Origin of the sequence: Collinsella aerofaciens (assembly GCF_040910265.1) — a bacterium.
GTDB lineage: Bacteria > Actinomycetota > Coriobacteriia > Coriobacteriales > Coriobacteriaceae > Collinsella > Collinsella aerofaciens_BK.
This window is the reverse complement of sequence record NZ_JBDGAW010000009.1, coordinates 18,438-37,832: the sequence shown is the minus strand read 5'-3', so window position 1 is coordinate 37,832 and position 19,395 is coordinate 18,438. Positions and strand designations below refer to the sequence as shown.

Annotated in this window: 17 protein-coding genes; 2 read left to right on the top strand and 15 right to left on the bottom strand. The window is 60.6% G+C overall.

Translation table 11 applies throughout. The annotated features are described in order from the left end of the window. The first annotated feature begins 64 nt into the window (after window positions 1–64). Together adhE and AB5Z14_RS05360 are read left to right on the top strand one after the other, a co-directional pair. Complete coding sequence (adhE, locus tag AB5Z14_RS05365) at window positions 65–2,713, top strand: bifunctional acetaldehyde-CoA/alcohol dehydrogenase (protein WP_368130603.1); 2,649 nt, start codon at window positions 65–67, stop codon at window positions 2,711–2,713. Between the two features lie 88 nt (window positions 2,714–2,801). Further along, window positions 2,802–3,566 carry an aminoglycoside phosphotransferase family protein gene (locus AB5Z14_RS05360; RefSeq protein ID WP_006236119.1) on the top strand — a complete coding sequence of 255 codons (765 nt, stop codon included), beginning with the start codon at window positions 2,802–2,804 and terminating at the stop codon, window positions 3,564–3,566. Window positions 3,567–3,743: 177 nt separating this feature from the next. Here AB5Z14_RS05360 and AB5Z14_RS05355 read toward each other — a convergent pair whose 3' ends face one another. From AB5Z14_RS05355 to AB5Z14_RS05285, 15 genes are all read right to left on the bottom strand, one after another. Next, complete coding sequence (locus AB5Z14_RS05355; RefSeq protein ID WP_271738226.1) at window positions 3,744–5,465, bottom strand: proline--tRNA ligase; 1,722 nt, start codon at window positions 5,463–5,465, stop codon at window positions 3,744–3,746. Continuing rightward, complete coding sequence (ispG, locus tag AB5Z14_RS05350; protein WP_368130602.1) at window positions 5,466–6,548, bottom strand: flavodoxin-dependent (E)-4-hydroxy-3-methylbut-2-enyl-diphosphate synthase; 1,083 nt, start codon at window positions 6,546–6,548, stop codon at window positions 5,466–5,468. Window positions 6,549–6,561: 13 nt separating this feature from the next. Beyond that, entirely contained in the window at window positions 6,562–7,923 is a 1,362-nt protein-coding gene (locus tag AB5Z14_RS05345) for a M50 family metallopeptidase (protein ID WP_368130601.1), read from the bottom strand. Between the two features lie 25 nt (window positions 7,924–7,948). Then, on the bottom strand, window positions 7,949–9,136 hold the full coding sequence (gene dxr / locus AB5Z14_RS05340; RefSeq protein ID WP_368130599.1) for a 1-deoxy-D-xylulose-5-phosphate reductoisomerase: 1,188 nt from the start codon (window positions 9,134–9,136) through the stop codon (window positions 7,949–7,951). Beyond that, window positions 9,136–10,035: a phosphatidate cytidylyltransferase gene (locus tag AB5Z14_RS05335; RefSeq protein WP_368130598.1), complete on the bottom strand. Its 900-nt coding sequence runs from the start codon at window positions 10,033–10,035 to the stop codon at window positions 9,136–9,138. The genes dxr and AB5Z14_RS05335 overlap by 1 nt, the downstream gene beginning before the upstream one ends. Window positions 10,036–10,037: 2 nt before the next feature. Continuing rightward, a complete protein-coding gene (uppS, locus tag AB5Z14_RS05330) occupies window positions 10,038–10,832 on the bottom strand; it encodes an undecaprenyl pyrophosphate synthase (RefSeq protein ID WP_117735162.1) in 795 nt (264 codons plus the stop codon). Window position 10,833: 1 nt separating this feature from the next. Further along, window positions 10,834–11,370, bottom strand: a complete 537-nt coding sequence (gene frr, locus AB5Z14_RS05325) for a ribosome recycling factor (protein WP_006236112.1) — start codon at window positions 11,368–11,370, stop codon at window positions 10,834–10,836. Between the two features lie 2 nt (window positions 11,371–11,372). Continuing rightward, entirely contained in the window at window positions 11,373–12,095 is a 723-nt protein-coding gene (gene pyrH, locus AB5Z14_RS05320) for a UMP kinase (protein WP_035138557.1), read from the bottom strand. 117 nt (window positions 12,096–12,212) lie between these two features. Then, window positions 12,213–13,082 (bottom strand): translation elongation factor Ts, encoded by an 870-nt coding sequence (gene tsf, locus AB5Z14_RS05315; protein ID WP_022094736.1) that lies wholly within the window; start codon window positions 13,080–13,082, stop codon window positions 12,213–12,215. Window positions 13,083–13,127: 45 nt separating this feature from the next. Further along, a complete protein-coding gene (gene rpsB / locus AB5Z14_RS05310) occupies window positions 13,128–13,856 on the bottom strand; it encodes a 30S ribosomal protein S2 (protein WP_006236109.1) in 729 nt (242 codons plus the stop codon). Between the two features lie 219 nt (window positions 13,857–14,075). Further along, window positions 14,076–14,984 (bottom strand): tyrosine recombinase, encoded by a 909-nt coding sequence (locus AB5Z14_RS05305; protein WP_368130643.1) that lies wholly within the window; start codon window positions 14,982–14,984, stop codon window positions 14,076–14,078. A gap of 8 nt (window positions 14,985–14,992) precedes the next feature. Next, window positions 14,993–16,330: a methylenetetrahydrofolate--tRNA-(uracil(54)-C(5))-methyltransferase (FADH(2)-oxidizing) TrmFO gene (gene trmFO, locus AB5Z14_RS05300; protein WP_161144691.1), complete on the bottom strand. Its 1,338-nt coding sequence runs from the start codon at window positions 16,328–16,330 to the stop codon at window positions 14,993–14,995. A 14-nt stretch (window positions 16,331–16,344) separates the two neighbouring features. Continuing rightward, a complete protein-coding gene (locus AB5Z14_RS05295; RefSeq protein ID WP_368130596.1) occupies window positions 16,345–17,277 on the bottom strand; it encodes a DNA-processing protein DprA in 933 nt (310 codons plus the stop codon). Further along, complete coding sequence (locus AB5Z14_RS05290) at window positions 17,277–18,800, bottom strand: YifB family Mg chelatase-like AAA ATPase (RefSeq protein WP_368130595.1); 1,524 nt, start codon at window positions 18,798–18,800, stop codon at window positions 17,277–17,279. The genes AB5Z14_RS05295 and AB5Z14_RS05290 overlap by 1 nt, the downstream gene beginning before the upstream one ends. Further along, window positions 18,800–19,285 carry a YraN family protein gene (locus AB5Z14_RS05285; RefSeq protein ID WP_368130593.1) on the bottom strand — a complete coding sequence of 162 codons (486 nt, stop codon included), beginning with the start codon at window positions 19,283–19,285 and terminating at the stop codon, window positions 18,800–18,802. The genes AB5Z14_RS05290 and AB5Z14_RS05285 overlap by 1 nt, the downstream gene beginning before the upstream one ends. Window positions 19,286–19,395: the final 110 nt, after the last annotated feature.

The following is a 19,395-nucleotide window of genomic DNA, read 5'->3' as shown; positions in this document are numbered from 1 at the left end:
CGCCGAATAATTTCTTGCTATCATGCAAGGCGTAGGGTAAATCTCCGATCGCAAGGAGACACAAATGGTGAAAAAGTCACCGGAAAACACTACTCCCGCAATTGTGGACAACGTAGAGGCGCTTGAGGCTAAGCTCGCTCAGATGCGAGAGGCCCAGGCGCTTTTTGCTACGTACACGCAGGAGCAGGTCGACAAGATCTTCTATGAGGCCGCCATGGCCGCCAACAAGGCTCGTATCCCGTTGGCGAAGATGGCCATCGAGGAGACCGGCCGCGGCGTTCTTGAGGACAAGGTCATCAAGAACCACTACGCCGCAGAGTACATCTACAACGCTTACAAGAACACCAAGACCTGTGGTGTCCTGGAGCGCGACGAGGCTTACGGCATCACCAAGATCGCCGAGCCCATCGGCATCGTGGGCGCCGTCATCCCGACGACCAACCCCACCTCCACTGCGATCTTCAAGACGCTGATCAGCCTGAAGACCCGCAACGCCATCATCATCTCCCCGCACCCGGCTGCCGCCAAGTGCACCATCGCCGCCGCCAAGCTCGTGCTTGACGCCGCCGTCAAGGCCGGCGCCCCCGAGGGCATCATCGGCTGGGTCGATGTCCCCTCCATCGAGCTGACCAACATGGTCATGCGCGACGTCGACATCATCCTCGCCACCGGTGGCCCGGGCATGGTCAAGGCCGCCTACTCCTCGGGCAAGCCCGCCCTGGGCGTTGGCGCCGGTAACACCCCGGTCGTCATCGACGACACCGCCGACGTGCTGCTCGCCGTCAACTCCATCATCCACTCCAAGACCTTCGACAACGGCATGATCTGCGCTTCCGAGCAGTCCGTGACCGTCATCGACAGCATCTATGACCAGGTTAAGGCCGAGTTCCAGAAGCGCGGCTGCTACTTCGTCAAGCAGGGTGCCGAGATGGAGGCCCTGCGTGCCGCCATGTTCAAGAACGGCGCTCTCGATCACCGCATCCCCGGCATGGCCGCTGCCAAGATCGCCGAGCTCGCCGGCATCGAGGTTCCCGCCAAGACCAAGATCCTGATCGCCGAGGTCACCTCCACCGACCCCGCCAAGGAGGAGTTCTCCCACGAGAAGCTCTCCCCGGTCCTGGCCATGTACCACGCCAAGGACTTCCAGGAGGCCGTCGACAAGGCCGAGCACCTGGTGCTCGCCGGTGGCCCGGGCCACACCGCCTCTCTGTACGTGCACCCCGCCCAGGCCGAGAAGATCAGCCTGTTCGAGCACGTCATGAAGGCCTGCCGTATCGTCATCAACACCCCGTCCTCGCACGGCGGCATCGGTGACCTGTACAACTTTGGCATGAAGCCGTCTCTGACCCTGGGCTGCGGCTCCTGGGGCGGCAACTCCGTCTCCGAGAACGTTGGGGTGAAGCACTTGATCAACGTTAAGACTGTGGCCGAGCGCCGTGAGAACATGCTGTGGTTCCGCGCTCCCGAGAAGGTCTACTTCAAGAAGGGTTCCACGCCCGTCGCCCTCGACGAGCTCGGTACCGTCATGGGCAAGAAGCGCGCCTTCATCGTCACCGACCAGTTCCTCTTCAAGAATGGCAACACCCGCGCCATCGAGGCCAAGCTCGACGAGATGGGCATCGCCCACGACTGCTTCTACGACGTCGAGCCCGATCCGTCGCTGCAGTGCGCACGTCGCGGCGCCAAGCAGATGGCTCTCTTTGAGCCGGACGTCATCATCGCCGTCGGCGGTGGCTCCGCTATGGACGCCGGCAAGATCATGTGGATGATGTACGAGCACCCCGAGTGCAAGTTTGAGGACATGGCCATGGACTTCATGGACATCCGCAAGCGTATCTTCACCTTCCCCGAGATGGGCAAGAAGGCCTACTTCGTCGCCGTCCCGACCTCTTCGGGTACCGGCTCCGAGTGCACGCCGTTCGCCATCATCACCGACAAGGAGACCGGCATCAAGTGGCCGCTCGCCGACTACGCGCTGCTCCCCAACATGGCTATCGTCGACGCCGACAACTGCATGACCGCCCCGCGCGGCCTGACCGCTGCCTCCGGCATCGACGTCATGACCCACGCCATCGAGTCCTACGTCTCCATCATGGCTTCCGACTACACCAAGGGCCTCTCCGAGCGCGCTGCTAAGCTCGTCTTCGAGAACCTGCCCTCAAGCTTCACGAACGGCGCCAAGGACCCGCATGCCCGCGAGGAGATGCACAACGCCTCCTGCATGGCCGGTATGGCCTTCGCCAACGCCTTCCTGGGCCTCAACCACTCCATGGCTCACAAGCTCGGCGCCTTCCATCACCTGCCCCACGGCCTCGCCAACGCCGTCATCCTGACCCGCGTCATGCGCTACAACGCCGCCGAGGCTCCCGTCAAGATGGGTACCTTCTCCCAGTATCCTTACCCCAACGCGCTGCACAACTACGCCGAGATGGCCAAGTACTGCGGCATCGAGGGCAAGGACGACAAGGAGGTCTTCGAGAACTTCATCACGAAGCTCGAGGAGCTCAAAGACTTCATCGGCGTCAAGAAGACCATCGCCGACTACGGTGTTGACGAGCAGTACTTCCTCGACACCCTCGACGAGATGACCGAGCAGGCATTCAACGACCAGTGCACCGGCGCCAACCCGCGCTACCCGCTCATGAGCGAGATCAAGGAGCTCTACCTGGACGCCTACTACGGCCGCGAGCCTCAGGACTACGCCGTCTGCTAGTTTTAGCACGGTTTTTAACGGCGGGGGTGCACGGGTGTTTCACACACCCCCGCCGTCGCTTCTATCGCATCGTTGAAAGGATGCAACCATGCTGCTACCCGATTCCAAGACCGAGCTCGTCCGCCGTGGCAACAAGGTCGTTTACGACCTGGGCGACAAGATCGTCAAGGTCTTTAACGAGACCAAGCCTGTCTCCGACGTGTTCAACGAGGCTTTGAATCTTGCCCGCATCAATGAGTGCGGCATCCGCAGCCCCAAGGCTCTCGAGGTTTCCCAGCTCGAGAACGCCAACGGCTGGGCGCTCGTGACCGAGAAGGTTCCGGGCACCACCCTTGCCGAGAAGATGACTGCCGAGCCCCAGCGCTTTGGTGAGTACCTCGAGATGTTCGTCGACCTCCAGATCGAGATCCACGGCTACACCTCCCCGCTGCTCAACCGTCAGCGCGACAAGTTCGCCCGCATGATCGACAGCCTTGATCAGCTCAATGCCACCACGCGCTACAACCTTCAGGAGCGTCTGGACGGCATGACCAAGGAGTTCAAGGTCTGCCACGGCGACTTCAACCCCTCCAACGTCATCGTCGGCGACGACGGCCAGCTCTATGTGTGCGACTGGGCACACGCCACCCAGGGCTCCCCTGCTGCCGACGTTGCCACCACCTACCTGCTCTTCGCCCTCAACAGCAAGGACCAGGCTGAGGCCTACCTGGAGCTCTACTGCGACCGCGCCGACATGCCCATGCAGGTCGTGCGTCAGTGGACGAGCATCGTCGCCGCTTCCGAGCTCGCTCGTAAGCGCAACGTGAACGATGAGTTCCTGAAGAACTGGATCGACGTCGTCGATTATCAGTAATATCTGAGCGATTTATTTCGCATCGGAGGCACAAGAAAACCCCGCAGCTCATATGGGCTGTGGGGTTTTCCTTTTAGATATTGAGAATGTTACAAGATAAAAGGACGGCCCCGCATCTCCCCGATCTGGAGAAATGCGGGGCTGTCCCACATATCGAACTACAAGCGAAATCGTCGATTAACGGCGGGCCGCCTTAACAAGCTCGGCAACCTTGGCGACGACCTCGTCGATCGCCACGTCCTCACGCTCGCCCGTGGCACGGTCCTTGAGCTCCACCGTGCCATTCTTGAGGCCACGCTTACCCAGAACGACCTGATACGGGAAGCCCATAAGGTCGTTGTCGGCAAACTTAAAGCCGGGACGCTCGTCGCGGTCATCGACGACGACCTCGATACCCTCGGCGCACAGGCCATCAACAATCTGCTCGCAGACGGTAGCGCACTCCTCCTTCTTGGGATCGAGCGGAATCACCGCGACCTCGTACGGGGCAACGGAGACCGGCCAGACGATGCCGTGTTCGTCGTTGTGCTGCTCCACGACGGCAGCAAGCGAGCGGGACACGCCCACGCCGTAACAACCCATGATGAGCGGCTTCTCCTTGCCGTCCTCGTCCATAAAGGTGGCACCCATGGCCTCGGAATACTTGGTGCCCAGCTGGAAGACCTGGGAAACCTCGATGCCGCGAGCAGCAGAGAGCGGCTTGCCGCAGTGCGGGCAGGGATCGCCGGCAACGACGGTGACCAGGTCGGCCCACTCGTCGACGGTAAAGTCGCGCTCGGGGCAGGCACCGGTAAAGTGATAATCGACCTCGTTGGCGCCGCAGGCCCACTGCTTGGACTCGCGCAGGCTCTCGTCGCACACCAGACGGATGCCCTCGGGCAAGTTAACCGGTCCGATAAAGCCCTTGTGCAGACCGTAGGTCTGGAGCTCCTCGTCGGTCATCATGCGATAGCCCTTGCCAAAGACATGCTCGGCCTTGCAGTCGTTGAGCTCATGATCGCCCGGGACGATGGCCACGACGGGCTTGCCCTCGGCATCGATGAGCGCCAGGGACTTGCGCGTGCCGTTCTCGGGGAACCCAAAGAACTTAGCAACAGCCTCAATGGTGCCCATGCCCGGAGTCTCAACCTTGGTAAGCGTACCGTCACCGGGACCCTCAGTCACGACGACCTTGGTGCTTGCAGCCTCATCATCGGCGGCAAAACCGCAGTCATCGCAATAGACGAGAGAAGCCTCGCCGGCATCGGCCAAAGCCATGTACTCGACGGAGGTATCGCCACCGATCTCGCCGGAGTCGGCAACGACGGGCAAGGCCTTGATGTAGCAGCGCTCGCAAATGTTAGCGTAGGCCTGCTTCATCTTGTCATACTCCTCCTGCAGACTCTCCTGCGTAGCGGAGAAGCTGTAGGCGTCCTTCATGATGAACTCGCGACCGCGCATCAGGCCAAAGCGGGGGCGGAACTCGTCGCGGAACTTGTCCTGAATGTGGTACAGGTTGACGGGCAGCTGCTTATAGGAGCGCAGCTCGTTGCGCACCAGGGCCGTGACGGTCTCCTCGTGCGTGGGGCCCAGGACGAACTCGCGTCCATGACGGTCGTCAAAGCGCACAAGCTCTTTGCCATAGGCGTCGATGCGGCCGGACTCACGCCACAACTCGGCATCGACCATGATAGGCATCATAAGCTCCTGGGCGCCGGCGGCGTCCATCTCGTCGCGCACGATGTTCTCAATCTTGCGGATCGAGCGCCAAGCAAGCGGCAGGTAGGAATACAGACCGGCGGCCTCCTTGCGGATCATGCCGGCACGGAGCAGCAGGCGGTGGCTGGCGAGCTCGGCGTCGGCCGGATCCTCTTTGAGCGTCGGCGCATAGAGCTTAGACATATACATTGCTCGGGTCATTTATTTCTCCTCAATAAGTTTGTCGACCTCTGCCATAAGCGCGTCGACAATATGATCCTCAGCTACTTTACCAATGATCTGGCCATGCGAAAAGAGCAAGGCCTGACCACGTCCGCAAGCAACGCCCAGGTCGGCATCAGAAGCCTCACCGGGGCCATTAACGGCACATCCCATCACAGCGATCGAAAGCGGCGCGGAGTAGTTCTTAAGCCGCTCGGTGACCTCCTCGGCGATGGGAATGAGGTTAACCTGGCAGCGGGCGCACGTGGGGCACGAGACAATCTCGGGGCCACGGCGACGCAGGCCCAGCGACTGCAGAATACCCCAGGCAACCGGCGGCTCCTCAACCGGATCGGCCGTAAGCGACACGCGCATGGTGTCACCGATGCCCTCGGACAGCAGAATACCCAGACCCACCGAGCTCTTGATAGTGCCCTGCAGCTTGGTCCCCGCCTCCGTCACGCCCAGGTGAAGCGGAACATGGGGAATCTCGCGCGAGAGGGCTCGATAGGTATCGAGCGTCGTTTGCACGCTATGGGCCTTGGCCGAAAGCACAATGTTGGTAAAGCCGCGGTCTTCAAAATGCTTGACAAAACGCTCGCTCGACATCACGAGCTTTTCGGGCTGCGTGAGGTCGTCGCGCTCGGCGATATCCTGCTCAAGCGAGCCCGCGTTCACGCCAATACGAATCGAACAACCCGCAGCGCCCGCGGCATCGATCACGGCATCGACCTTGGCCCAATCGCCAATGTTGCCGGGATTGATGCGCAACTTGGCGGCACCAGCCTCAACGGCGCCAATGGCAAGCTTATGGTTAAAGTGGATATCGGCGACGATCGGCACCGGGGACTCAGCACAAATGATACGAAAGCCCTCGAGCGCGGCCTCGGTGGGCACGCTCACACGCACGATATCGCAGCCAGCCTGCCCCAACGCGCACACTTGCGCAAGTGTTGCCTGGGCATCAGCGGTATCGGTGCAGGTCATGGATTGGACCACCACCGGCGCACCGCCACCGATCTGCACACCGCCCACATGCACGGGGCGAGTCAAATCGCGAGGCAAAGGATGGGATAAAGACAATCCAAACACTCCCCTACAGAATAAATCGAAGGATGTCGGAACGAAGCATATAGACAAACAGCAGCGCAAAGAGCGCGATGCCCACATAGCTCACAATCGTCTGGACCTTGAGCGGAAGCTCGCGGCCTACAATCTTTTGAATGATCTCGATGACCAGCTTGCCGCCATCGAGTGGTGGGATGGGCAGCAGGTTCATAAAGCCAAGCGAGAACGAAATGAGGGCGGCAAACGAAAGGAACGTGGCAGGACCGGCAGCAGCAGCCTGTGAGGACATGACGCTAATGCCTACAATAGAGGTGGACTGATCGAGAATCTCCATCGTATGCTGCGGCTGCAGTAAGCGCATCACACCCTCCGCCGTCTGCACGACATAGGAGAAGGACAAGCGTGCCGACGTGATGGGATCCAAACGGACCACCTGCGTAGAAGCATACACGCCCAAGCGCTCGTCCTCCTTGAGCGCAACCGAGGTCGAATACTGCTTGCCGTCACGCTCATACTCAATGGCGATGTCGTCCTTACCAGCAGCCTTGCCGATAGCGTCATAAACGTCCATCCAGGAGGAACAAGATACACCGTCGACCGAAAGGATTGCGTCGCCACCCTCGATTCCCGCCTTGGCGGCAATCGAGCCTTCGTCGACCTGACCGATCACGTTGGTATCCACCGGCACGGTAACGCCCGCGATGGAGTAGATGCTCATCAGGAGCAAAAAGCCCGTCAGGATATTGACGATGATACCCGCGAGCAGCATAAAGGCACGCTTGAGAAAACCTTGGCCCAAATAAGTATGCGAGCGCTCACGCGCAAGGAACTCGGCCTCGCCGCACGGCAGTTCCCACACATCGCCCTCGGCAGTCGCATGTTCGCGATCGAACCGGCGGCCGTCAAAGGTTGTGTAGCCAGACGCATCGCGTGGCAGCGTCTGATACTTGGTGGGATAGTAGCTGGGCGAAGGCTTCTCCCCTTCTTCGTACCAAGGCGCGATGGAGCCCCAACCAAGCAGCAAAGCACAGGCCTCGAGCACTTCCTCCTCGGGCAGGTCAAGCACGGCAGAAAGGTCTGCAACCGAAACGCGACCATGGCGATATATCGCCGCAAGAACGCGGTCGGCACACGAGACGTCGGTAGGATCCATGCCGCAGATGGCAGCATACCCACCCAACAACAGCGGGGTCACGCCAAACTTGGTGCCGATGCGACGAGATGTGTGGTGGATGTCAAAGCGGCACGGCAGGCCCAAAAAGAACTCGGTCACGCGGACGCCACAGGCACGCGCCGCCAAAAAGTGGCCGCCCTCGTGCAAAAACACGAGGACGGAAAGCATCAGAAGGCCCCAAAAGACCGATGAGAGAACGCTCAGAACGGTATCCATAAAACGAAAAAGCAATCCTTATGGGTTAGGAACGGGTTGCAGCGAGAACTTGTGCAGCCTTTGCGCGCGCCCAAGAATCGATTTCGCGGAGCTGCTCAAACGAAGCGACCGCCTGCGTATCGTGGGCGTCCATGCAGGACTCCACAATACGGTCGATATCGGTAAAACTACAGGCATCGTGCAGGAAGGCATCGACGGCGACCTCGTTGGCGGCATTGAGAACGCACGGCATGGTGCCGCCCGTCTTGCCAGCGCGCTCAGCAAGCGCAAGGCAGCGGAAGGTATCCATATCAGCAGCATCAAAGGTGAGCTGACCCAGCTCGCGGAAGTCGATGCGAGGTGCCGGCGTATCCCAGCGTTCGGGATACGAGAAGGCAAACTGGATGGGAATACGCATGTCGGAAGCACCGAGATGCGCCATCACGGAGCCATCGGCAAACTCGACCATGGAGTGAATCTTGGACTGACGCTGCACGACGACGTTGATAAAGTCGAGATCACAGTCGAACAGATGCATAGCCTCGATACGCTCCAGACCCTTGTTCATAAGGGTGGCGGAGTCGATAGTGATCTTGGCGCCCATAGCCCAGGTGGGATGTGCCAGGGCATCGGCACGCGTCACGCGATCGAGCTCGTCGCGCGTGCGGCCAAAGAACGGGCCACCCGAGCAGGTGAGCCAAATGCAGTGGGCTTCGCGCGGATTCTCCCCCAGATAGCACTGGTAGATGGCAGAATGCTCGGAGTCGACCGGAATAAGCTGACCTGGCTGCGCCAAAGGCATAAGCAGATCGCCGCCAACGACGAGCGACTCCTTGTTGGCAAGAGCAAGGCGCTTGTTCGAGATCAAGGCCGCATGGCTCGCCTCGAGACCCGCCGCTCCCACAATGGCAACAAGCACGCAGTCGACATCATCGCGACATGCAAGCTCGCAGACCGCCTGCGCACCAACGCCAAGCTCGGTGCCCGCGGGCAGTTCCTGCAGCACGGCGTCTTCACCATGAGCGACATCAGCCACGGCAACCGCCGGAACCGAGAACTCACGGGCAGCGGCAACGAGCTCGGAAGTGCTGGAGTTGACGGACAGCGCCGTCACCTGAAGGCGATCGGCATGCTGACGGCATACATCGAGCGCCTGGGTGCCGATAGAACCCGTGCAGCCCAGAATGGCAACACGGAGACGCCCATCGGGGCCATACGTCGTCTGATGGGCCATTACAGCACGCCTCCGATCATCAAGAGCAGCTGTGCGGTAATGCAGCCAAAGATAAGCGAATCGCTGCGATCGAGCATGCCGCCGTGGCCCGGAATGAGATTACCGGAATCTTTGACACCCACGCCGCGCTTGATGCGCGACTCGATGAGATCGCCGATAACGCCCAAGATGGAGACGACCACGCCGCACAGCAGCGCATAAGGCAGGCTCAGCTTATAGAAGTGCGTAGCCCACAGGATAAGCCAGATCAAAACTGAGCCCAAAATGCCGCCGACAAAGCCCTCCCAGCTCTTTTTGGGAGAAATCTTGGGAACCATCTTGTGCTTGCCGATACGGCTGCCCACGATGTAGGCAAACGAATCGGAAACCCAGAGGGACGCGCAAACGCCCACCGAAAGCAGGGCGCCGGCAAAGCCGGGCACGGCATCGCGCAACAGCACGATGGCCGACAGCATAAAGCCGGTGTAGATAGGACCCATAAGCGTCACGGCGACATCCGAGATACGGGTGCGCCGCGACCAGACATACCAGATACCCACCGCGAGCATCAGGGCAAAAAGCAGGGCATTCAGCAGCATCGAATCGCCCAGCGCCGAGAGCGGAAAGAGCACGGCGGCAGCGATACCCAAGCGCTCGTTAGCAACCTTGCCATCGAGCCTCGTCATGCGGAAGAACTCATTGCAGCACAGACCGCTCATGACGGACACGAAGATGGCCGTGGGCACGATACCCAAAACCAGGCACAGGATAAAGACAACGGCGTAGACGATACCGGCGGCGGCACGGGTAATAAAGCCCGCCAGCCACGAACCGGTGCCGCTCTTCGCTGCAGGCGCTCCCGCAGCGGCAGCTTTGCGCGCAGGCGTCTTGGGAGCAGATGCCTTGGGACGATCGGACACGATTAAGCCTCCTCGGTCTTGCTCAGTCCACCAAACCTACGGTCACGGCCCTGATAGGCCAAAATGGCGTCGACAAGGCCCCAACGATCAAAGTCGGGCCAATAGGTATCGGTGACATAGAACTCGGAATAAGCCACCTGCCACAGCAGATAGTTCGAAAGGCGCAGCTCACCAGAGGTGCGAATCACAAGCTCAGGATCGGGAAGGCCGGCGGTATAGAGGTGGGAAGCCACCATGTCGTCATCAATTGCGGCAGGATCGATCTTACCGGCGGCAGCGTCGAGTGCAATCTGACGGACAGCGCGGGTAATCTCGGCACGCGCGCCGTAGTTGACGGCAAGCGCCAGCGTCATACCGGTGTGATCGGCGCACTCGGCAAGACCGCGTTCAAAAACGTCGCGGGTCTTCTTGGGCAGCGCGGAAATGTCACCCAAAAAGACAACACGCACGTTTTCGCGCTTCAGAAGCGGCAGCTCGTCGATAAACGTCTTGGCAAACAGATGCATCAAGACGTTGACCTCATGCTGCGGACGGTTCCAGTTTTCGGTCGAAAACGCATAGGCAGAAAGCACGTCGACGCCCAGGCGCACGCAGGCGGTAATGATCTCGCGCAGCGAGACGATACCTGCCTTATGACCCTCGGTGCGTGCAAGACCGCGCGACGTGGCCCAACGACCGTTGCCGTCCATGATGCACGAGATATGGTGTGGAATGTTATTGAGGTCAAGGTCGGAAAAACCGACGCCCGCAGGGGCGTCGGCAAAGTACTCGACCAGTTTATGCTCGTCGTATTGCACCTTAGATCTCCATGACCTCGGCTTCTTTTTCCTTCAGAAGCTCCTCGACCTTGGCGACATACTCATCGGTGTGCTTCTGGACCTTGGCCTGCTCGCGACGGACATCGTCCTCGGTGAGCTCCTCATCGCGCTCGAGCTTGTTGTTAAAGTCGCGACGGATGTTACGGATAGACACCTTGGCCTGCTCGGCGTACTCGCGGCACTCCTTGACAAGCTCGCGACGGCGCTCCTCAGTGGGAGCCGGGAACGGAAGACGAACGACGGTGCCATCGGAGTTGGGGGTAATACCCAGATCGGAAGCGCCGATGGCCTTGACGATAGCATTGATGAGCGCCTTGTCCCACGGCTCGATGAGCAGCATGTGGGCCTCGGGGGTCTTGACGGCGGCAACCTGCGTGACCGGCGTGGGAACACCGTAATAATCGACGGTGATGTCGGACAGAATGTTGGCATTGGCGCGGCCGGTACGAACCTTGGAGAAGTTATGCTTGAGGGACTCGAGCGACTTGTCCATATGGGCGGTGATGTTCTCTGCCATGCTTAATCCTCCTGATAGACGAGCGTGCCGACGGGCTCACCCGAAAGCGCGCGCTTGACGGTGTCCTCGCCATCGATGTTGAGGACCAAAATCGGCATACGGTTATCCTGGCACAGTGCCGTAGCCGTGGAATCCATAACCTGCAGACCGCGGACGAGAACCTCGTGATAGGTAATCTTGTCAAAACGGACGGCATCGGCGCACTTGACGGGATCCTTGTCGTAGATGCCGTCAACCTTGGTGGCTTTAATCAGAATCTCGGCGCCAATCTCGCACGCACGAAGAGCCGCAGCGGTGTCGGTCGTAAAGTACGGATTGCCCGAACCGGCAGCGAAGATGACGACGTTGCCCTTGGACAGATGGTTGATAGCGCGGCGACGAATATAGGGCTCGCAGATCTCGTTCATCTGGATAGCGCTCATCACGCGGCAGGGAACATCGTTGTGCTCGAAGGCATCCTGCAGGGCGAGCGCGTTCATAACGGTTGCCAGCATGCCCATGTAGTCGGCCTGAGCACGCTCCATGCCACCGGCAGCGCCTGCCATGCCGCGGAAAATATTGCCGCCGCCGACAACGACGCCGACCTCATGGCCAACGGCGAGCAGCTCCTTGACCTGCTTGGCAAGATGGTCGGTAACCTTGGGGTCGATGCCATATTGGCCGTCGCCCATCAGTGCTTCGCCGGAAAGCTTAAGAAGCACGCGTTTATATCGGATGTCGGACAAAGCGATCCTCCTTTAATTAGACTCTCAATATGATATCAAAGGCTCTGATAAGAGCCATGAAAAAGCAGGCTGTGAGTAAAACCCACAGCCTGCTCATTACCAGCTACAAGAGCTTATTTACTCGCCACGGACCAGACGGTCAAAGGCAACGACGGTAATGGTGTCGCCGAGCTCCTTGGAGACCTGCTCAGCGTACTTCTTGATGGTGAGGGAGCTGTCCTTGATGAACTCCTGCTCGGTGAGCACGGACTGCTTGTAGAACTTCTCCAGACGGCCAACAGCCATCTTCTCCTGGATAGCCTCGGGCTTGCCGGACTCGGCAGCCTGGGCCATGTAGATCTGCTTCTCGTGCTCGACGGTCTCGGCCGGAACCTGATCGCGGGTAGCGCAGATCGGTGCGACGGCGGCAACCTGAAGGGCAACGTCGTGAGCGAAGGTCTTGAAGGACTCAGCCTGAGCGGTCTCGGCCTTCTCGAAGGCGAACTCGACGAGGACGCCGATCTTACCACCCATGTGGATGTAAGAAGCGAGAGCGCCGTTCTCGGCCTTGCGGGCGGCGAAACGGGAGATCTTCATGTTCTCACCCATGATGTGAATCATCTCGGTGAGCTCGGAGGAAACGGTCTCCTCGCCCATCGGCTTCTCGAGCAGAGCGTCGACATCAGCAGGCTCGGTGGTAGCGACAACCTCAGCGACCTTGGAAGCAAAGCCGGTGAACTTAGCGTTGGAGCCAACAAAGTCGGTCTCGCAGGAGAGCTCGAGCAGAGCGCCGGTCTTGCCATCCTCGGAGACGAACGCGGCGACAGCGCCCTCGTTGGTCTCGCGGCCAGCCTTCTTGGCAGCCTTGGCGAGGCCGTTCTTGCGCAGAACGTCGACAGCGGCGTCCATGTCGCCGTCAGCCTCGACGAGAGCCTTCTTGCACTCCATCATCGGGGAGTCGGTCATCTCGCGGAGCTGCTTGACCATAGCGGCGGTAATCTGGGCCATTGTGGTTCCTTTCAAAGAGATGAAAAAGAATTAACTAAGACTGATTTACTCGGCCTTGGGCTCAGCGGCCATCTCGGCCTCGGAGACCTGCTCCTTACCGGAGCCAGCGAGGCAGGCATCAGCCATGAGCTCGCACATAAGGGTGACAGCGGAGATAGCGTCATCGTTGCAGGGGATGCCGTACTCGACCTCGTCGGGATCGGAGTTGGTGTCAATCAGAGCGACGACGGGGATGTTCAGGCGCTGGGCCTCCTTGATGGCGTTCTCCTCGCGCTTGGTGTCGATGACGAAGAGAGCCTGGGGCAGACCCTTCATGTCGCGGGCGCCACCGAGGTTGGTCTGGAGCTTGGTGAGCTCCTTGCCGAGAACAGCCTGCTCCTTCTTGGGGAGCACTGCCATGCGGCCGTCCTCGACCATGGCCTCGAGCTCCTCCATGCGGTTGATGCGGGAGCGAATGGTGACGAAGTTGGTCAGCATACCGCCGAGCCAACGCTGGTTGATGTAAGGCATGTTGGCGCGCTCAGCAGCGTTCTTGACGGCCTCCTGAGCCTGCTTCTTGGTGCCGACGAACAGCACGTTGCCGCCCTTGGCGACGTTCTTGACGAAGGTGTAGGCCTGGTCGGCGTCGAGGATGGTCTGCTTGAGGTCGAGGATGTAGATGCCGTTGCGCTCACCGAAGATGAACGGCTTCATCTTGGGGTTCCAGCGACGGGTCTGGTGACCGAAGTGGCAGCCGGCCTCGAGCAGGGTGCGGATATTAATCTTGGTAGCCATGTTAAACCTCCTGTGGTTTGCCTCCGCGCGGGGTCATCCTCCAAAACCAACCCGGACATGTGCTACCAAAGCCCGGGCACCACGGTATGAAGTAGCCGCGCGTGCGTGATAAAAACATGTTGCCGTGAAGCAACCCGATGAATGATAGCAGGAATGCTTCTTCCTGCCAACCCGCAATCAAAACCACACACCTGAGTGCGGCGCGGGACGTCCCAGCCACTATTCGCCGCGGGGATGGGCTTGAGCCACGGCACGTTTGAGCCGATCGGGCGTGAGATGTGTGTAGATCTGCGTCGTGGACAGGCTCGCATGACCCAGCAGCTCTTGAACCGAGCGCAGGTCCGCACCGCCCTCGAGCAAGTCGGTCGCAAAGGTATGGCGCATCGCATGCGGGGCGATGTCGGCTGGAATGCCGGCGAGCGTCGCCAGCGTATGGAACCGCCGCCTGAGCATCGCGGCACTCATGCGATTACCGCGCGCCGATATAAGCAGCGGATGCGGCCCGGTAGCGGGGTCACGGCGCTTTGCCCGAGCGAGCAACTCCGGCCTCCCCTCCTCAATATAGAGACGCGTCGCCTCGAGCGCACGACGATACAGAGGGACGATACGTTCTTTGCTCCCCTTGCCCCACAGGCGCAGCGTGCGTTCGGACCACGCAATGGACTCCACATTGAGTGCTGCGAGCTCAGAGATACGGGCGCCCGAGGCATAGAGCAGCTCGAGCATCGCCGCATCGCGCAGTCCCGCGGGTGTTGAGGTATCGGGCGTCTTGAGCAGCGCCTCGACCTGCAGGGTCGTAAGGACGCCCGGCAGGTCACGCGGCAGCTTGGGCGATGCGATCGCCGAGACCGCATCGCCCTCGACAATCCCCTCGGCAGCCATCCAGCGATAGAGCGATCGGATAGCCGACAGGTGCGCCGCAAGCGTTCGGGGAGCCACCTGCTCACGCGAAAGCTCGGCAAGATAGCGACGAATGGTGCGCACGTCGGCAGCGAAGGCATCGATATCCTCGCGCTCGCACCAGGCAGCGAAGCGTTCCAGCCTCGAGCCATAGGCCGTCACCGTGTTGGGAGAAAGTCCCTCGACGCGTGCGATATAGGCGATAAACGAGTCGACGGTGTCGTACAGGTCAAAGGCTATGACCGGTCGCCTCCAAACAGATCGGGGCGAGTGGCCAGATAGGCATCAAGGGCCTCGAGCGCACGGTCCGCATAGGCCTGGTAGCGGTCGCGCTTGCTGCGGCGCTTACCATCCTCGAGTGGCGGCACCAGGCCAAAGTTGACATGCATGGGCTGATAGCCCACGGTGGCAGGATCGGTCGCATAACCCACGAGCGCACCCAGGGCTCCCACACGCGGCAACTCGACGCCCGCGGCACCGATAGCCTCGGCATAGGTGTTGAGCGCCGCGAGCAGACCTGTCGCCACGGCTTCCATGTACCCCTCGGTGCCGGTGATCTGACCGGCCAGGCGCACGCCGGTACCGGGCACGGCAAAGGTGCCATCGAGCACGTGCGGGGCATCGACAAAGGTATTGCGGTGCATGACACCGTAGCGGAAGAACTCAGCGTTCTCCAGGCCCGGCACCATATGGAAGACGCGCTTCTGCTCGCCAAAGGTCAGGTTGGTCTGGAAGCCCACCAGGTTATAGGCGGTCTTCTCCTTGTTCTCGGCACGCAGCTGAATCGCCGCCCAGGGGCGACGTCCGGTACGCGGGTCGGTGAGGCCGACGGGCTTCATGGCACCAAAGCGGATGGCATCCTTGCCCGTGCGCGCGACCTCCTCGGCGGGCTGGCAGGCCTGGAACAGATCGCCGCCCTCAAAGTCTTTGAGCACCACGCGGTCGGCCGTGGTAAGCGCCTCGATAAAGGCCTCGTACTCCTCCTTGTTGAGCGGAGCGTTGAGATAGTCGCCGCTCCCCTGCTCCTCGTAGCGCGACTGCGAGAACAGCACGTCCATATCGAGCGTGGAGGCATCGACGATCGGCGCCGCGGCATCGAAGAACGCAAGGGCGTCGCCACCGACGAGCTTCATGACCTCTTCGCTCAGCGCAGGTGAACACAGCGGGCCCGCGGCAATGACCACGTGACCCTCGGGAATCTGCGTGACCTCGCCGTGCACGACCTCGATATTGGGACGAGCGGCAACTTCGGCCTCGACAAGCTCGGAAAACTTGACGCGATCGACCGCTAAGGCGCCACCGGCGGGAACAGCCGCGCGATGGGCGCAATCGAGCAGAACTGAACCCATGCGCTCAAGCTCGGCCTTCAGCAAACCAGCCGCGGAATCCGGACGGGTCGACTTAAACGAATTGGAGCAGACGAGCTCTGCCAGGTGATCGGTATGGTGGGCCGGGGAGCTCACCTGGGGGCGCATCTCGCACAGCTTTACGGCAAACCCGCGATCTGCCAGCTGGATCGCGCACTCCGAACCCGCCAGACCGCCACCGATAACTGTCACCTGATCGAACTGCATCTGCAAACACCTTTCTAATTGACACGTTTTCCATTGTGACCGAAGGGTGTCTGGGCGTGAAGGGCAAACTTGGAGGGCGCATACCTTCCATCCATCATGCGCTCGATAAGACCCTCGAGTTCAAGCGAGCCCAGGAGCTTAAGTACGCCGACAGCATTGAGCGAGACGAGCGCCGCGATGTCGTCGACCTTGAGCGGAGAGGCGATGAGCGCATGCATCACGGTCTGCTGCGTTGAATCCAGGTCGGCAATGCCGGGAGCATCGGGGCGCGAGTAGCGCAGGGTTCCGTAGATGCGTGAGATAGCCATCTCGATAGATTCCTCGTCGATGATGCAGCAGGCACCGTTCGCAATGAGGTAATTCGTGCCACGCGACTCGGGCGAAAGGATCGACCCCGGCACGGCAAGAAGTTCGCGCCCCAAATCCATAGCAGCCTCGGCTGTAGAAAACGTCCCGGAAGGCATACCGGCCTCGGATACAAAGAGGGCTTGCGACAGGGCCGCGATCACGCGATTGCGGCGCGGAAAGGCAAACTTGCGCGGACCCATGCCCCACGGAGAGATCGACACGACCGCGCCACCCATATCAAGCGTGCGCGTAATAAGCCCCGCGCTCGAACGCGGATAGACCACGTCGGCGCCCGTCCCCAGCACCACAACGTGCTTGCCGCCGGCGTTGACCGCAGCCCAACCCGACGCCTGATCGCAGCCCACGGCGCCACCAGAGACCACCGTCACCCCCGCCTCGACCGCCACCTTGGCAGCAAGTTCCGCGACGGCAAGGCCATACGGAGATGCTTTACGCGCGCCGATAATGGAGAGCGCGGGCGTCGATAACACGGCAGGATCACCACGAACGTAGAGGGTCTCGGGCACATCCGAAAGCTCCAAAACAGTCTCGGGATACAACGCATCACCGGGATGCAACTCAAAGGTCCCCTCAGCCATTATTGGTCCCTCCTTCCCTGATACATCGCCGCCTCGAGCACGTGGTCCTGCGTCACCCGCTCGCTCTCGGCGACATCGGCGATGGTGCGCGCGATGCGCACCAGACGCACGATGCCGCGACCTGTGAGATGCGTGCGCTTCGACAGGCCGAGTACGCACTTCTCTGCCGCCTCATCGAGCGCAAAAGTCGACACGACGCCGTCAATGGAGCGGGACTCGTCGTCCTCGGCCTCGGCGTCCGCATCGTCCATATGTGACTCGCGCCAGGCACGGAAGGCTCGGCCGCGCACGACGTAATCGCGCAACTCAGCCGATGACATGCCTTCGGCGCCCTCGATAATCACCTGGGGGTCGGGACGGGTCACGTCGAGCATCATGTCGATACGGTCGGCCAAAGGACCGCGCAGCTTAGCTCGATAGCGTTCGACCATCGAGGCGGAACAGCGACACGGCACTTCGCGATCACCCAAAAAGCCGCAGGGGCAGGGATTGCTCGCGGCCAGCAGCTGAAAGCGCGATGGGAAGGTAAAGGCCCCGTCAACGCGCACGATCTTCACATAGCCGCGCTCGATGGGCTGGCGCAACGTCTGCAGCACGCCGGTGGGAAACTCGGCGAGCTCGTCCAAAAAGAGCACGCCGCCATGAGCCAGGCTGATCTCGCCCGGATGAACCGGGCGCCCACCACCGATAAGGCCCGCGGTCGAAATGCTATGGTGCGGACTGCGGAAAGGCCGATGCCCCGCCAAAAGCCCATCAATGTTCTCGCCCAAGACCGAATGGATACACAGCGCCTCCTGCTGATCCTCAACAGAAAGCTCGGGCAAAATGCCGGTCATGCGTCGCGCGAGCATCGTCTTGCCCGACCCCGGGGACCCAATCATCAGCAAGCCGAGCTCTCCTGCCGCCGCAAGCGCCATGCCGCGCTTGGCGACTTCCTGCCCCAGCACGTCGGCATAATCGAGTTCGGGCTCAAAGGTAGCCTCGACTCCTTCGGTATCCAGATAATGACGGGCGGCATCCCCCATGCCGTGGGCAAGTTGCGAGAGGTGGTCGATAAAGCCACAGTCCACTCCCGCGAGTGGCACATGCTGATCGGACCTTCCCGCAATAAAGGAGAGCCCCATATCGCGCGCGAGCAGTTGGAACGCCACCTCGCCCTTTACGGGCAACACCGTGCCGTCCAGGCCAAGCTCGCCGGCGATGAGGCAACGATCCAAATTATCGCGGGGAATCTGCCCGTCTGCCGCCAGCACCGCGATGGCAATTGGCAGGTCGAAGCCGCTGCCGGTTTTACGGATATCGCCGGGTGCCAGGTTGACGGTAATGCCCGACCGAGGAATCTCGAAGCCTGCCGAGCGCATGGCGCAGCGAATACGCCCGCGAGATTCCATCACCTCCATGCTCGGGATACCGAGCATCTGAATACCCGGGATGCCACCGGCAAGTGACACCTCAACGGTGACGGGAATCGCCTCGACGCCGCGGATACAGGCAGCATGAACGGCAAACGTATCGAATGCCATCACGACACCTGCCAATCGAATGCGTTGTACTGGTGCTCGATCTCGGCGATATGCCCGCCGCGGATGGTCACGCCAACGGCATCAAAACGAATCGCCTTGAGCGGATAGTGTTCCATCAGATAACAGCCCGCAATGCGACGATAGCGACGCTGCTTTTGGGCGTCCACGGCCTCCTCGGGAAAGACCCGCGTGTTGCAATCCAGAGCGACGCGTCTGGTCTTAACTTCGGCCATCACCACGACATCATCGAGCTCGTCGAGCAACACCAAATCGGCCTCGCCCTCGGGACAACGATAGCCCTGCTCAAGCAAGGTATAGCCCCGCTCGTTAAAGTAGTCGATTGTAATGAGCTCACCCAACATGCCAAGTTCGCGAGGACTGAGCTCCTTGATAAACTCGGGCGTAATCGACCCGCAATCGAGCTCGCCGTCTTCCCAACGCTCCTTGAGTTGCTGCGTCTTGCTCTTTTTGCATACGGCACACATGGGGTCTCCTTTCCCGCACACTGCATTGCCCCGATAATGAGGGCACCTTTCATGCGGGTAAGTACCGGAAACAAACCAAACGCTGACCAAATACCGACAAAAAACGGGCC

Coding starts and splice junctions, on each gene's coding strand:
- adhE (WP_368130603.1), top strand. CDS start 65: ATGGTGAAAAAGTCACCGGAAAACACTACTCCCGCAATTGTGGACAAC.
- AB5Z14_RS05360 (WP_006236119.1), top strand. CDS start 2,802: ATGCTGCTACCCGATTCCAAGACCGAGCTCGTCCGCCGTGGCAACAAG.
- AB5Z14_RS05355 (WP_271738226.1), bottom strand. CDS start 5,465: ATGACCCGAGCAATGTATATGTCTAAGCTCTATGCGCCGACGCTCAAA.
- AB5Z14_RS05345 (WP_368130601.1), bottom strand. CDS start 7,923: ATGGATACCGTTCTGAGCGTTCTCTCATCGGTCTTTTGGGGCCTTCTG.
- dxr (WP_368130599.1), bottom strand. CDS start 9,136: ATGGCCCATCAGACGACGTATGGCCCCGATGGGCGTCTCCGTGTTGCC.
- frr (WP_006236112.1), bottom strand. CDS start 11,370: ATGGCAGAGAACATCACCGCCCATATGGACAAGTCGCTCGAGTCCCTC.
- tsf (WP_022094736.1), bottom strand. CDS start 13,082: ATGGCCCAGATTACCGCCGCTATGGTCAAGCAGCTCCGCGAGATGACC.
- rpsB (WP_006236109.1), bottom strand. CDS start 13,856: ATGGCTACCAAGATTAATATCCGCACCCTGCTCGAGGCCGGCTGCCAC.
- trmFO (WP_161144691.1), bottom strand. CDS start 16,330: ATGCAGTTCGATCAGGTGACAGTTATCGGTGGCGGTCTGGCGGGTTCG.
- AB5Z14_RS05295 (WP_368130596.1), bottom strand. CDS start 17,277: ATGGCTGAGGGGACCTTTGAGTTGCATCCCGGTGATGCGTTGTATCCC.
- AB5Z14_RS05290 (WP_368130595.1), bottom strand. CDS start 18,800: ATGGCATTCGATACGTTTGCCGTTCATGCTGCCTGTATCCGCGGCGTC.
- AB5Z14_RS05285 (WP_368130593.1), bottom strand. CDS start 19,285: ATGTGTGCCGTATGCAAAAAGAGCAAGACGCAGCAACTCAAGGAGCGT.